At 50.2% G+C, this 15,787-nt stretch carries 10 protein-coding genes; all 10 read right to left on the bottom strand.

Annotated features, from left to right (window positions below; translation table 11 throughout):
• Positions 1-9 precede the first annotated feature (9 nt).
• Positions 10-1,098, bottom strand: coding sequence for a radical SAM protein (locus G006_RS27240; RefSeq protein ID WP_160167683.1), 1,089 nt, complete (start codon positions 1,096-1,098; stop codon positions 10-12).
• A gap of 19 nt (positions 1,099-1,117) precedes the next feature.
• Positions 1,118-4,939, bottom strand: a complete 3,822-nt coding sequence (locus tag G006_RS0119155; protein WP_152428971.1) for a glycosyltransferase family protein — start codon at positions 4,937-4,939, stop codon at positions 1,118-1,120.
• Positions 4,940-4,956: 17 nt separating this feature from the next.
• Positions 4,957-6,348, bottom strand: coding sequence for a radical SAM protein (locus G006_RS25965; protein WP_020484839.1), 1,392 nt, complete (start codon positions 6,346-6,348; stop codon positions 4,957-4,959).
• Positions 6,349-6,367: 19 nt separating this feature from the next.
• Complete coding sequence (locus tag G006_RS0119145) at positions 6,368-7,441, bottom strand: alpha-ketoacid dehydrogenase subunit beta (RefSeq protein ID WP_020484838.1); 1,074 nt, start codon at positions 7,439-7,441, stop codon at positions 6,368-6,370.
• Positions 7,434-8,453, bottom strand: coding sequence for a thiamine pyrophosphate-dependent dehydrogenase E1 component subunit alpha (locus G006_RS0119140; protein WP_033194346.1), 1,020 nt, complete (start codon positions 8,451-8,453; stop codon positions 7,434-7,436). Before G006_RS0119140 ends, G006_RS0119145 begins: the two co-directional genes overlap by 8 nt.
• Positions 8,454-8,458: 5 nt before the next feature.
• Positions 8,459-9,979, bottom strand: a complete 1,521-nt coding sequence (locus G006_RS0119135) for a PfkB family carbohydrate kinase (protein ID WP_020484836.1) — start codon at positions 9,977-9,979, stop codon at positions 8,459-8,461.
• Positions 9,980-9,983: 4 nt separating this feature from the next.
• The gene (locus tag G006_RS0119130) at positions 9,984-10,547 is read right to left on the bottom strand and encodes an SIS domain-containing protein (RefSeq protein WP_020484835.1); all 564 of its coding nucleotides are present in this window, start codon (positions 10,545-10,547) and stop codon (positions 9,984-9,986) included.
• 10 nt (positions 10,548-10,557) lie between these two features.
• Positions 10,558-11,544 (bottom strand): SDR family oxidoreductase, encoded by a 987-nt coding sequence (locus G006_RS0119125; protein WP_020484834.1) that lies wholly within the window; start codon positions 11,542-11,544, stop codon positions 10,558-10,560.
• A 9-nt stretch (positions 11,545-11,553) separates the two neighbouring features.
• The gene (locus G006_RS0119120) at positions 11,554-12,654 is read right to left on the bottom strand and encodes a radical SAM protein (RefSeq protein WP_026147174.1); all 1,101 of its coding nucleotides are present in this window, start codon (positions 12,652-12,654) and stop codon (positions 11,554-11,556) included.
• Positions 12,655-12,784: 130 nt separating this feature from the next.
• On the bottom strand, positions 12,785-15,553 hold the full coding sequence (locus G006_RS0119115) for an Hsp70 family protein (RefSeq protein ID WP_020484832.1): 2,769 nt from the start codon (positions 15,551-15,553) through the stop codon (positions 12,785-12,787).
• Between the last annotated feature and the right edge of the window lie 234 nt (positions 15,554-15,787).

Here is a 15,787-nt window from a genome sequence, read left to right as displayed (position 1 = left end):
AGACATCGATTAAGCCAAAGATTGTTTTGCCCAGAACTCCCTCGGCTCACCTCCTGCTGCGGCAAACTCAAGAGATTTCTCAATCAATTCAATCCCGTAGTGATTTATGGCGTTTCGCCCGAAATGATCTCCAATATTATCCATCGACATGATGTGACAAAAAGTACATGCCGAGCAAATTGGATTTCCAGGAGTCGTTACTTTCTCAATATACTCCTTATATGTAGCAGAATTTATTAGCTGATCAATACTTGATTCAAAAATATTACCAATTCGTTGTTTTCCATAACAAGCCCACATATCACCAATATGCGTCACGTAAACCCTATCTCGATAAGCACTGCATTGACCTCGTCGAATTGAACTCATTCCACCATTAAAAATATCAGTGTCAAACACTACCGAATTCCGATGCACCTCAACCTGGGATCTTGTCTTATTTATTATTTCCAAAGCTTTACCCATCTCATAGATCAACAATTCTCCAGCCAAACTATTATTTGGTTTTCTCAATTCTAGGAAACCTAACCGTATAAAACTGAATTCATTATCTAAAAGGTGTGTTACCAATAGAGGAATCTCATTCAAATTCCGACGCATTACAACCGCGTTAGAACCGAGATATGGCGTTTTTGAATTTAGTTTATGCTTTGCTTCATTGACAAGATCGATAACTCTAGCAATATGCGAAAAACTCATTCCGTCACGAATTTTATGTAACGTTTCGTCATATACGGCATCTACAGAAATTAACAGCATGTTTAGCCCGGATTTAACGATTTTTTCCGCATCACTTTCATTTCGAATTAACTTTGCATTTGTCTGGACTGATACAAAGACCCCTTTCTCTGACAAATACTTTATAATGTCTATTAAGTCAGGATTTATAAACGGCTCACTACCATCGCCCATATGAACCGCACCAAAATAATCAAATCCACCATTTATTTTTTTTAGGCTTTCCAAGGACATGTAAGAAAACTTTTTCAAATTATCATGAAAAGTACACATCTCACATGAAATATTACAACCAAGCGACACCTCCATGTGCAAGTTAGGTCGCACCGGAACTCCACGAATTTTTCGAAAATCTTCCATCGTTATTATCATGTGTTTTCTAACCTTTAGAATTTAATCTTTCTACAATTGCGGTCATTACAATATTTGCAATCGACTTATATGAGAATATTTTTATTGCTTGCTCATGAAGTGTGTTTGCTAATTGGGCACGCAGTTCATCATTTTCAAGAAAAAACCTTACTTTTTCTATCAACTCTGCCTCGTTTTCATAAAAAACAATATCGCTCTCATTGAAATAATCAGTCAACGGTGAACTATCTTGATATATTCTTCTAGAAATCATGAACGCGCCCGCCGCCATAATCTCGATAGAGCGCATATGCAATGTCGACCCTGGACTTCCATTGAAACAAATTTTAGATCTTGCCATAAGACGATTGATAACCTCACCGTTTTCTGCTATTCCCTTGGCAAATGGCTCGAATAATTTAATATTTTGCCAGTTTTTTCCATAAATTCCGAGTCGAATTTTCATACCGGAATTAACTATAGCCGCAATCGGCGCTGTCTTGACCTTAAACAAATAGTGATTATGGAACCTACTACTGCTTCCGACCATCAATGATTCAAAAGTTTTTTCATTTATGTTAAACCTGCCCTTACGTAATACCTCTTTTAGCTCTTTGAATCCATTGAATTGACCATCCATACGCAACTTATGCAGGGAATTCAAATCAAGACAATTCAAATATTCAGAAATAACCCTATACAACCTTGACAAATCCTGAAAAGATATTTGATTGCTTTTCAAACATGCTATTTCAATATTATTCAATATTTCATCTTTAGGCTCATCTTCATCGAAAGGAATATATGTATCCTTGATCGCCCCCAAATGACTAATCACTAAAAAATCATAATCATATTGGTGATTATTTTCAGGGCGATAGTAGGTGTCGTTAAATCCTATAGGCAAATATTCCGCAGGATAATCCTTATATATAGTTCCACCGTTCATTGCCAGCCATTGCTTAGAAAATACAAAAGTAAAATCCATCTCATGCATTGCGTTTTTGTTGTCCGTAATATTCGGCAACATATCCTGTATCCAGTTTACAAATGGCACGGACTCGGGAACGCCATCAATTTCATGCCGAAAATGATCTATTATCAGGATAATGTCCGGCTTGAAATAATTAATCTCGCCTATTAAATGCTCGATATTACTTAAGTAATAATTTTCAGTTTCGCTACATAAGCGGATCGTCGCACCCAAACGCTCGAACCCGTCCAGCCAGTCGCGCATGCAGTATTTGAGAAAACTGGAGAAACGCGAGATGTACCCCAGCACGCGCAGTTGGCCGGCGTGTTCCGGACTAAATTTCCGTCGCCACTCATCTGCTGTGATACGGCTATAGTAATCGGCAATTTGCTGCAAATTTACAAGATGCCGCTCGGCTTTATCTTGCTTGGCTGCCATGGATAATTGATAAACTCGCTCTGCGCCAATCGGCGCTTGCGGATCGAGATTGAACAACACGTCCGGTACGGCGGCTTCGAATTTCGAAAACTCGACAAATAAATCGGCCTCGGCATGTTCATCGTGATAAATGCGCACACGCGGGGCAAGCAATAAAGGTCGTAAATCATGCAATAGCAGATTCAAGAGCCATATTTCCGGCTTGGATTCGAGCAGATAAACGGGTACTTCAAATTCTGCCATCTCTGTAATCGGTAGAGCAGTCGCGTTAAATACTGCTAATAACTCATAACCAGAACCCAAACCCACTAAAGCATAGCAGCAGGTATTTTCACGGGTCATCTCGGCAATATTATTCTCGATCAAACCTTTATGCTCGAGCAGTGCAATGTTGTCGAGCCGATAGCTTTCTTTGCCATCCCTTTCCACCGAAATCCGCCAGTATTCGCCAGCGATATCTTGATCGACCGTGATGGCTATCTGCTGCCGTGGCCAAGCGGCCATTAAGGCTTGGCCTAACTCGGGGCGATATTCGGCCAGGCACAACAGATTGTTTTGCAAATTGGCAAGACACGTTTGCCGCGCAAACTCCAAGCTACTGATTAGCAATACGTTCTCGCCACAGAGTCCAGGCAAAACGGCTACCGACTCCGGTGCTCTGATATGCTCGGCATTACTCAGCGCGCGTAAATCGGTTAAATCGATTAAACGCCGGACTGCGGCCTTGTACGTAAACTGTCGGGCCAGACCCTCCGGCGGCTTGGCCGGCTGCAAGCGCTGACGCAAGATGTTTTGCAATTCTTCGGCCGTTTTGAAGAACAGGCAATACTCGTCCCAATGCGGCGGCTCGGCGACATCCCGGCAATCGTATACCAACGGAATGCAGCCGCAGGCGGCTACTTCGGCAAGGCGCTGGGAGTTGATTTCGAAAGGATGGCAAACCAAGGCATAGCGCGCCGAACGATAAACATCCGCCACCGCCACGCCATGTTGCAACTCGCCGCGATAATAGGCCGCCACCTCGGCGTCCTGATCCCAATAGCGGCCATAGACATCCACCGGCAAACCGGCACATCCCTGTGCGGCGCATAACCATTTCACGGCATGGTCGCGGATTACGTAATGCAGCAGCTTCCAGAATACGAACTCATAGCTTAAAGAACTGGCTGCGGCGATTTGGGTAACCGTCGCTTCGTCAAAGCGGCCACCTTGCTCCATAACCGCGAGTAGTGCAGCCAACGCCAGTTTATGCTGACTATTTTCCGGATCTATCACCGGCAGATAGGAACTGCCGACAAACACAATTTTGTCTGTCCGGGCGGTTTGCTGGTCGCCATGGAATATCTCGTCGTCGATCACGAAATGTAGACGTTCCACTTTCGATGCCCCGCATTGCTCCAGATAGCGGTCGAACAGGGGCGAAATCGACAAATTGAAATCCCGAGCTCGCCATTTTAGCGGTTGCCGATTCTTCAGCTGCGGCATCAAATCTTGCCACCAGACTAGATTGACGATGTCATCGTGCATGAAGCTGTTGTTCAAACTGTTGACATAAAAACAGGCATGCGGATCGAAGCTGATATATTTTTCCAGCATATCCACCATATTGCTGCCTTCCATTTCATTGTCTTGAACGTAAAGCAGCACATCCCAACCCAGATCTGCAAAAGCCTTGGCTACGCCCCGCGAGCTGTATTGCATGACCGTAGTCAAACGGCTGGTAGGAATGAATATCCTGGGCGGTTTATTGCCGACTAAGCGCGGTTTTAAGGTTTTGGCTTTGTTCAATAGCTGCTGAAGTAAGATCCGGCGCTGACGTTCGACCGCACTACGGACGGCGGCAATATCTTGTTTGAGCTCGGCTTTAACGTCCTCGTCTAACTCTTCCGGAATCTCTAAATTCTCCGGGAACCGCATGCGAGAGCGAATAAAAAAATCCTGCAAATCCGGTAGTTCCAGATGGATCAGATTCTCAAAACCATGCGAGGGTAACTCGCCCCGGTAATAACAAACCTGCAAGCCATCTATGGTCGGATGATCGCAAGCCACCCGATTGCGCTGCTTTGCCGCATTCAGTGCCTGCAGCGGATCGATAAAATAAGTATCGAAATGCACATAGTCCGGCACGCGATATTGACTGCGGTACTGCATCACTTCGTCAATAACATCGCTGGGCATATTGTTGAAATGTACGTCGCCATCTTGAGAAATGGCGATCAGCTGAGGTATCGGTAATTGATTGTGCGAAAAAAATTCGACAAACTTGTCGGCGGGGACCTGAATAAAATTCGGTAGTACGATGTCGGTGAGCAAGCCGTCGTAATAGCAATATTGCAGGCGCTCAACACCATTGACATCGCGCAGCCATTGTTGCTTGGCCGCCTCAGCATAAGCATCCTGGATATCCAGAAAAAATATATCTGCCAACACCGAGGTCATCAGAGCGTCCGGGTCGATCAAATAAAATTGATATGTTCAGGCGGATTTTTTAAATCCCACAGAAACTTATTCACATAATCTTGCCGACAACCGATCGCACAGTCTTTATGCACATCTACCGATTCAGCCACATCTTTGTGTACCTGCCAGTAGCGTTCGCTGGTGGCTACCAAATCGTAAAACGAATCGGTATGTAGATCGCCGATGTAAAAGCGCTCTTTATTGAAAAACGGTCCACAAGGATAAATTTTGCCGTTACCGGAAATCTGCAATAAAAACGGCGTGCCGAAACATTGGTCGTATTTGCGGTAGCCGTCCTTATAAAGATTTGTTTCACCGGCAGCGTTGATCTTGTTCCATTTGGCTTGAACCACGTAGGTGTCATTACTCAGCGCCTCAGCTTGTTTCAGGGTATCGCCGATTTTTAGATAGGCGTCGTAATCGATACCGATTTCCTTGTATTCTGAATCTGAACAATGCTTGATCACGAAATAATCCACACCCAATTCGGCACCCAGTTTAGCCTCGTCCAATACCTCATCAAAGCATTCCGGGATTAGCACCATCTGCAAGCCCAGCGTGCATTTGTAATTGTTTTCTTTCTTGATTTTCACCAGTTCGCGGATCTTGTCGATCAGCAAATGAAAATTGACTTCTTTGGATTGATGCACTCGTCTGAAACCTTCCGGGGTACCGGCGGATAGATTGAAGCGGATGTAACTCATATTTTTCAGTAAGTCGTGAGCCCGATCCATATCCAATAACAAACCATTCGTGGCCATCGCTGTATCGATACCCAGTTCGCCGGCCAGCACAGTAGCATCGTAGAGGGTCGGGTTCAGCGTCGGTTCGCCATCGCCGATAAAGCCCAAGGAGCGCACACCCAACTTGCCGCAATCACGGACAAAATTCAGCAAAGCATCCCGGCCTATCATGGTGCCCTTGGTCATGTTCTGTACCACGGCGTAGCAATACAGGCAGGCGGTATTGCAAAACTTGGTCAACCCCATATCGATATGCACCGGCGCAAAACGTTGGCCGTTTTGCCAAGCCTGCACTCTGTCTAAATGGTGCATCATTTTGTGACCGTCGAAACGAAACCGTTCTCGCTGGGTGCGGAAACTGGGGCCAGTAAACTGGTTGGGAACGTGCTGTTCCTGCTCACTGCCCGCTTCCAGGCGGATGATGCCTTCTTGATCGTCGTGGGAAATGCTTTGTAATTTCTGGCCTGGCAATTTAGCCAACTGGCTGGTGTCGATCACCTGATAGTCGCTCGACAAGGCGCTGCGGTCCACGATGTTATTGGACGTGCGCAGTTTATGTCCGGGTTGGCTGAACATGGGCACGTTGTCGGGTATATCGGTGACGGCGCTGTTGCCGAAGCGATTGGTTTGTTCAATTTTTGCCATGGTCTGATGCTCTTTTTCGTTAAAACGGGCCGACGAAGCTGCGGTCGGGTTGATCTTTGGGCAAATCGGACTGCAAAGCGCCGATTACCGAGGCTGTTAATTCTGATCGACCTAGCATTTCCAGTACGGCACTGGCGATCTGCTCGGCTCCCGGATAATAGTGGTTCGCGACATAATGCGAGGTCGGTACCGGGTGATTAGGATAAACAATCAAGCGCGGCGCTTGCTTCAGGCTATCCCCGTGCGCCAACACGAGCTTAGATAGCAACTGATGGCCGCTCGACGCCATTTCCGGCGCGCAATCCGCTATTAACAATTTACCGCCGGTTTTAGCCAGCGATGCGGCAACACTCTCTACGTCCAACGCACTGACGCATCGCATATCCAATACTTCGGCATCAATGCCGTGTTCGGCCAGTGTCGTTGCCGCCTTCAAGGCTTCAATACTCATGTGCGAGAACGCCGCCAACGTCACATCCCGGCCTTCGCGCATTACCGCCGCGCCGTCCAAGCCAGCCGCCGGCGCCTGTTTATCCACCTCGCCAATGATGTGATGCAACCAGCGATGTTCGATAAACAGCACCGGATTGTTATCGGCAATTGCCGCCAACATAAAGTGGTAGGCATCGCCGGCGGTGGTCGGCATCACCACTTTCAAGCCCGGCACTTGCGCGAACATAGCTTGCAGACTTTGGGAATGCTGCGGTCCCTGCCCCCATCCCCTTCCAATAATCACCCGAATCACCAGCGGCACCTGTTGCTGGCCATCGAACATGTAATGCCATTTCGCGGCGTTATTGACCAATTGATCAACCGACAGCAAGGCAAAATCAATACGCTGATGCACCAGCACCGGCCGCATACCCGCCAGGGCCGCACCGATGCAGATCCCGGTCATGCCGTTTTCTGCCAACGGCATGTCTAATACCCGATCAGCACCGTGCTTCTCGCGCAAACCCTGGGTCGTTGCAAAGATGGTCTTCGGGTCCGGCACGCCTTCGCCGATTAATAACATGTCCGGAAACTGGGCCAAAGCATCGTCCAACGCTTCGCGGATCGCCTCACCATAACTCATCAGCCTAACATCACGCATACAGGTGCTGCCTCATGCTGTCGATCTTGGGACGTGTCCCTTGCAAAGCCCAGGCAAAGGCTTGTTCAATTTCCAGGGCCAAACAGGTTTCCATTTGTATTATTTCGGCATCATCGCTCAATTGTGCGTCAAGCAACGTCTGCCGGGTTTGCAATAACGGGCAGCGCAATTTCCAAGCCGCCAATTCGCCTGGGTTGCGATAACCTAAGTCGTCATCTTCGTTAGGTCCGCAGTGTTCCGGCCAGCGATGGGTATGCAATTCCAAAAACTGCGGACCCAATCCATTTCGGGCGTTGGCAACAGCCGCTTGCGCCAGTTCATATACTTCATCAACCCGATTACCGTCGCCGCTAACTGCGTGTAAACCGTGGGCAGCGGCTATTTTATAAATATCGCGTTTGGGCTGGCGCTCCGCCAACGGCGTCATAACCGAATATTGGTTGTTCTCGCAGATAAATAGCAACGGCAGTTGCTTTAAAACCGCAAAATTCAAGGTTTCGTGCATCACCCCTTCTTCAAAGCAACCATCGCCGAAGAAAATCACCACAACGTTGGTCGCTTCCGGCATCCTGCCTCCCGCGACACTGGCACATCCCTGTGCGGCGCCGGATTTTTTCATCTGCTCGGCCCAGGCATAACCGGCGGCTAATGGCACAGTGCCGCCGACGATGGGCGTGGAAGCGACAAAGCCGGCGTCCAAGTCGGTAAGATGCATGGATCCACCTCGACCACCGCAGCAGCCTTCGGCAAAACCATAGAGCTCGGCCAACAGGCGTGGCAAATCACCGCCTTTGGCCAAATAGTGGCCGTGACCGCGATGATTGCTGAACACTTTGTCTTGAACTGTCAAATGCGCGCAAACCCCCACTGCGATAGCTTCCTCGCCGATGCAAAGGTGCGTGGGACAACGCATTTGCTGCTCGGCATAGCGCCGAGCAATCGCTTCCTCAGCGCGGCGGATGCGCAGCATTTGATAATACAGGTGCTTCAAGTCGGCAGATGCTGGACTCATGACGGTCATTTCAACAAGGTGGTAATGTATTTGAATAAAGCCACTGCCCGCACCGGCTCGCGGTTACAGACAATTTGCACATCCAGCGCGGCGGCGGCACTGCCGGCAAACAAGGCTTGCTCCGGCGACAGCCCTCCGCCCAAACATAAACCCGCCACGGACAGAAAAGCATCGCCGGCACCGATCCGATCCACCACTTTGGACGACAAAGCGGGAATCTTGTATGCCGTTTTAGCGTGATCCAGCATTAACGCACCTTTAGTACCGCGGGTAATGGCGATATGGTTGGCGCTTAATTTGTCGGCCAACTGGCCGGCCAATTCCTCGATGGCACCACCTCTATCGTGGCTCGCCAATCGTAATTCCGGTTCGTTTAACGACAAGAAATCCGCGTTCGGATAACGCGTGATTAAGTGATAACCCCGATTGCCACTATTGACCTGCGCGTTCACCGCCAAATATTTAGCGCCTTTGGACAAGGCCGCGACCATTTGATTGGAGATGAAGCCATTACCAAAATCCGGCACGATCACCACATCGTAATCGCGCAAATGCTTTTCCAGCCAAGCCACGATCTTGCGATTGGTTTCCTCCGGCAAGGGCGCATCGTTATAAAAATACACTTCAAATAACTTAGCGATGTCGGCATCGACATAACGTCGCTTCACGATCGTCGGCCGATCCTGACTGAAGAAGAACACCGGATCAATCGCCGGGTTCAGATTGGTACGGATGAAATCTTCGTGACTTTTGGTGGCGCCCAAACCCGACAGCAAAGTGACGTTGTGGGCAAATTCCGCGACGTGATTCGCCACCGCTATCGCGCCACCGGCAAAGCGTTCGTAGTCGTTGTATTTCACCGAAAACACATTGCCCTTGCCAGTCTGCCCCAGGGGCGAGGTGTAATGGTATTCGTCGACAATTGCTTCGCCCAACACCAATACATTCAAACCGCTTAAGGCCTTGAGTTTATCAATAATCTCGTTGGCGCCGACAGTTTCCTTGAATTGATCCAGGTACGCGGAGATTTCCGGGGAGAACACCTCAAAATATTCGTTCAATAAGCGCGTCGAACTGGATGTCAGTTCATCGGTAAAGTAAATCTTGCCGCCGTGCCGTTCTACCGCGTCTTTTTCGTGCTGGATATTACCGGTCAAATCGTCGCTGGTACTTTTGTAATCGCTACCCTTCACATATAAATCAGGCTTGACCTGGTCCAATACTTCCACAGCGGTAATCGCATGATTGATAGCCACACTATCGACGCAAGCCAGTGCCGCTATGTTTTCCGCACGCAAATATTGGTTGAACACCGGCCGCCCTGGGCCTTTATTGACGTATTCGTCGGCGGTAACGCTGACCAGCAATGCATCGGCCTGCCGCGCGCCGCTTTGCAGGTGGCGAATATGGCCGATATGCAATAAATCGAAGGTGCCGTGACATAAAGCCACCGTTTTGCCTTGGCCTTTCAACTCGGCGGCACGTTTTGCCAGTTGTTCGATGGAGACAATTTTTTCCGTGGACATGAGCTTATTTCCTGAGCAGATGATCGGTAATATGGTGCAACACGAACAGATGCCCCAACTCGACCATGCCGTAATGACTGCTGTCCAGCCAGCAATTCCAGCGCCCCAGTTTACGGAGCGGATTGTCGGCCTTAAAGCCACTTAGGGTCATGACCGGCAAGCCTTTGGCGTTGGCAGCTTGTACCGCGTTGACGATATTCAAGGATTGCCCGGAACTGCTAATCGCGATCAATAAATCGTCCGGATTCGCGAATGCGGTAATTTGTTTGGCGAAGGCCTGCTCGTAACCGAAATCATTGGTAAAACAAGTCAAAGGCGCGGCTTCGTGCAAGGTCAAGGCGCACAAGCCGCCGACATTCCGTAAGTCGGTAATCACATGACTGGCAATCGCAGCGCTGCCGCCGTTGCCCAACACCATGATCTTAGCCTGCTGGTCGCGGACTCTGGCAAACTCGGCAAGCAATTGCTGTATCACCGATTCGCCGTCCAGGGTTTGGCCCTGCGCGTCTGTAAATACGCTGTTGTTCAGCAAAGTCGCAAAATCCGCTGCCGCTTGTCCGATAGCCATGGGCTCCTCCCTATTTGTCCAGGTACTTAAACCAGCCCGCAGTAGCGTCAGCGATAGAAGCCGAAGTCCACAGCGGGGCGTTTTGCCAGTAATCGATGTGCGCCAGCATATTGGCCACACCCTGCTCGAAACTAACTTGCGGTTGCCAGCCAAGTTTTGTCTTGATCTTACGGGTGTCGGCAAAGGTGCAATCGGGCTCGCCGGGCCGCTTGGGAATGTATTCGATCGCACCGCCCAATAATCCCACCAGTTGATTGACACTGTAGGTGCCGCCGCTACCGACATTCATGATCTCGCCACAAAGTTCCGATTCGGCAGCGGCGATAAAGGCTTTGGCCACATCCGTGACGTAGGTAAAGTCGCGGGTCTGGGTGCCGTCGCCGACCACGGTAAAGGGTTTACCATTAATCTTTTGCGCCAGAAACACCCCGAACACCGCGCCGTAAGCGCCCGTGGTACGAGCATGTGGGCCGTAGACGTTGAATAAGCGCAGCGACACTGCAGGCAAGTCATAGAGCTGTGCCCAGTGCATCACCAGTTCCTCACCCAAGTATTTAGTCAAAGCGTAAGGATACTGTGGCTGAACGGGCGCAGATTCCGGCGTGGGAAACTGATCTGGAATGCCGTAGCAGGATGACGACGCCGCGTAGACAAATCGCTTGATACCGGCGGCGCGAGCCGCTTCCAATACATTGAATGTACCGCTGACATTGGTCTCGTAATACGCGCGCGGCTGCTCGATGGAGGGTACGATGTCGGCTAGACCGGCCAAGTGAAAAACCCAGTCAATACCTGCAAATAATGGCGCGATGGTTTCGGCGTCGCGAATATCGGCGTGATGAAACTCAAAACGCTCTTGGTCGAGCAAATCGGCAATAGTTTCTTTACGGCCGCCAACCAGACTGTCGATCACGCTGACCTGATGGCCTTGTTGCCATAACTCGCGACTCAAATGACTGCCAATAAATCCCGCTCCGCCGGTAACCAATACTTTCATGCGTCTGTCCTAGATAAAATTGATATGGGCCGGCTGATTGGCCGTGAGCTTGTCCAGATACTGATTAACCGACTCCATCCGGCAATTTTTGCGGCATTGGCTAATATCCAAGTCCTGGGTGATGTACTGCCAGTTCTGCCGGCGTTTCTCGCCTTCCCAGATGGCTTGGAAAGACTGCTGATGGATATTGCCGTAAGCAAAGCGTTGATCGGTGAGATAGGCACTGCAGCCGTAGACTTCGCCGTCAGCCATGATATAGCCCCAAAAATAAGGAGTGGCGTGGCAGGTTTTGTAACGCTCGGTTTCCGATTGGCTGTAGTTCTTCATGGTCTGTTCGCGAAATACCACGTTAAAGCCGTCGCCGTTGAATTGGGCCAGTTCCTCGGCCATTCCCAGTAGATTGTCGTATCGCAAGGCTTCGTAGCGGCGGGTTTCGCTGAATAGATGTTGGGAATACGGCTTGACGACCAGATAATCCAAACCGATTTCGCGGCAGATTTTTGCCAGCGTGCTTACTTCATGTTGATTTTCCGGCAACAATAAAATTTGTGCTCCCAGAGCGCAGGATAATTGCTGGGTTTTCTTATGGTCGACCGCACGACGCAGATTGTTCAGCACCAAGTCAAAATCGGACGCCTTGGTTTGATGAATGGCTGCATAATTTTCGGCACTGCCGGCATTCAGCGACACCTTTATCCACGATACCAGCGGCAAGGATTGCTCGACAAAACGCTGGTTCATCAAGGTGCCGTTGGTAGTGAAAGACACATCGATACCGGCATCGAAAGTCCATTTGACGATGTCATTGATCTCCTTGTGCAGCATAGGCTCGCCTTCGCCGGCGTACATGATGCTTTTCACACCAAGCTTACCCATCTCAGTCAAACGCTCCGCCAAAATTTTGACATCCAGACGCTGCGCTTTATAACCGATGTAATCCACTGCGCAAAACGTGCAACGGTGATTACAGGCACCTACCGGAGAGACCTCCATGTAGATAGGATACACGGCTTTCGCTTGCTGCCAATCGTGCCTGCCATCCAACCATTGCGCCACCCGCTGCGGGTGATACACCAGTTTATGACTGTCTATGCCGTATTTGTCTGCCATATTTTTGTCGTTTAATGTGCTTTCAGAGTGAAAAACCGCTATTGAACTGGATAAAGCGATTTCTATGCCAATAACCGGTTCAGGTAACGTGCCGCTGTTGATTGTTATATCGGCATCACAAAGCTTAGCATTAAACAATTAGTTTCAAGCCCGGCGGCAGCGCTTCGCCGAAGACTTGCTTTTCCTGTTGTTCATCCAGTTGTTTGAATTCGGCAACCATGTCTACCCACGACACAGGGGATTTAGCTTGTTTGAGCTTGTCGATCACCTGCGCTCGCAGGCTATCGTCGATATCCCGAGCACGGTCGTCGCAACGCCTCGCCAACAAGGTGGCGGCAAAGCCGGCCTGGGTTAGCTTTTTCCAATCAGCTCTCAATAGCTGTTTCAGCCAGATTTCGGCAGTCTTCGCTGGAATTACCTGATGATTGTTGCCGTGAAACAGAATCCGCCCACCGATACGTCCGACCGCCCACCAACTCTGCTCAGGCTCTCCGGCTTTTTCCAGACGCTTCAAGAGCCACTCGCCCAGTTGAATTTTATCGACAAGGTTCAACCGCTCTAGTGCCGCCGCCAGTCGCACCATATCTTCGTAACCTCGTGTAGCCAGTTGCTTCGCGACACCCGGCTGGCGCGAGGCAGCCGGATTGATGAATTTGGCGATGTCGTTAAAGATACGATGTTGAGCATCCGCACCCAGGCCACCGGCAACGCGCCGCCATAAGGTCCACCATTCGGCCCAGTTCTGTTTTTCGTTAACGAACTGCAGCCCTTCTGCATATAGCTTCCAGAGTTGCTCTACCCGCCAATCGTCGAGCGGATAACCAAAGCCCGGACGCAGGCAAAAGCCAGCCAAACTCAACCAGAGGCGTTCGTGCTGTTCACTACGCCGCCGGTATTTACTGCCGTCCAGCAAGGCCGTAAACAACTCGCGCAGTAACGGGGTTTGCCAGGCGCCTCGCGGTGCCGCGAGAACGTTTTCCAGATCGGCGCGCAAGGTTTTTACCGCCTGCGGATCGACTTGTTTGGATTTGGCTCCGAATACGGCCTGGACTTTCTCCAGCGCTTGCGGCAATTGACCAGGTAATTCGGCATTTATGGATGTTTGGGCTTTTTTGCGAATTTGAAACTCTACATCCCAACGCTGGTTGGAGTCTGCCACCGCTACGCACTGCAATTGCAAAGTACCGACTTCGGTATATGTCGCCAGCAATTGCACCGCAACTTCAGTTTTCAACTGGCCTTCGAACGCCACTGCCAACGGCGGCAGACTGTGAAACCGCTCGTCATCTAGCTCGACTATTGCGCCGGGCCGGTAATTACCGTCTCCGCTGCTGGACAGCAAATGAAACCGTACCGGTTGTCCCACTCGGAGAGCGAATTGCCGATCACTTAACAAAATCTCATGGCCTTCCTCACTACCTTTCGGCAGGATACAAACGCCACGACCGCCTTGCTTACCATCGCCACTTTTGACCGTGGCATCAACAAGCAGAAAATAACTACGCGCCGCACCGCCGCCGATTTTCAAGTTCTTCTCGCGGCGGGCAACTGCATAACTTACCGCACCGTAAGCCACCGCCAATTCCGGATGGCTATTATCCAGCAATAACGGCGGCCGCCCGCCACGCCATCGGGTTAATAAATCAATTAACCGTTGCACCATGGCCGAACTGCGAAACACGCCGCCGTTCAGCAATAAGGCGTCGGGGACTATTTGATGCTCTGCGCCCGTACTACCCAGGGCAGTTTGTGCCGCTTGCGCATGCAACTGCAAAAAGGCGGCTATATGCTTACTGATAGCCGGCTCCGCCGCGTAGGGCAAGCCAAACTCCACTACTCCGCTACGCTTCCTGTCCGGCAGGTCTTGCAAACCGGATAGGGGCAAAAAACCATCCAAGGCAATTTGCTTAACTTCCTCTCTGCTTAGCGTGGCGCTTTTAGTGCCGCCAATCAACCTGGAACCGCCGCCCAATAAGGTTACAGCAACGTGCTCCGGGGCATCGTCAGCCAATAACAATTCCTTGGCGATCCGACATTGCTCCAGCAATTGCGATAAATCGGCGGTAGAGAGTTTTTTGTCGCCGGCTCGCAAGCGGCTTTCCGCTAAATGCGCCAGAGCCAGATCAATATTGTCGCCACCCAACATCAGGTGGTCGCCGACACCTATGCGCGTCAGCCGCGGCTCATCTAGACCCTGCTCAATCTTGATCAAAGTCAAATCGGTAGTACCGCCGCCGACATCGCAGACCAGCAATAACCGGCTACCGGCCAGACTGGATTTGATGGTACCGGCATGCCGGCGCAGCCAGTCGTAACAAACTGCTTGCGGCTCTTCTAGCAACCTGACGCCTTTCAAACCGGCCATCTTTGCCGCTTCCAGGGTCAAGGATCGCGCGGACTCGTCGAAGGACGCCGGCACCGTAATCACAACTTCCTGCAGAGCAAGTGGCGCAGAGGGAAAACGCTGCTCCCAAACGGAACAGACATGTCGCAAATAACTAGCGCTGGCTTCCAGCGGCGAGACTTTAAATACCGATTCGTCACTGCCCCAAGGCAAAATAGCAGCACTGTGATCAACGGCTGTGTGCGACAACCAACTCTTGGCGCTGGTAACCAAACGGCCTTGCGACTTGGCACCCAGCAAGCGCGCCGCTTCACCCAGCACAGCGCCATTTTCCTGGGTTAAAAACCCGGCCTCGGCGCTTATTTCTCCGAGCGCAGGATGGTAACGCACCGACGGTAATAGTGGCTTGGCATTCACTTCCCCTGGCGCGATCAGCTGAGGAATCTCGAACAGGTGAATTGCTTTCGCAGGATCGTGGATGTCGGAGTAGGCGACCACGGTATGGGTCGTGCCTAGGTCGATTCCGACCGAATAAGTAGCAGCGTTGTTTTTCAAAAGTACTTAGTATGTTTATTCTAATTATGAAGAGCAGCCTGCCAAGTATTCAAGCAAGCAAGCGACGCGCCTATTTTAGTCGGCTTTCTGATCGAACACTCTCGTTTTTCTGGATAGCACTATCCACGCAGTGGTTGCCAAGTGAAATAAATTTCAGCAAAGAACAATTTTTCGACGTGTTTCGAATAAAATGCTTGCCTGGCGAATATTTGCGATGTTACTTTTCGCCTACGG

Origin of the sequence: Methylomonas sp. MK1 (genome assembly GCF_000365425.1) — a bacterium.
In the GTDB taxonomy this organism is placed as follows: domain Bacteria; phylum Pseudomonadota; class Gammaproteobacteria; order Methylococcales; family Methylomonadaceae; genus Methylomonas.
Note: the sequence above shows the minus strand (reverse complement) of the source record. Positions and strands in the feature narration are given on the sequence as shown.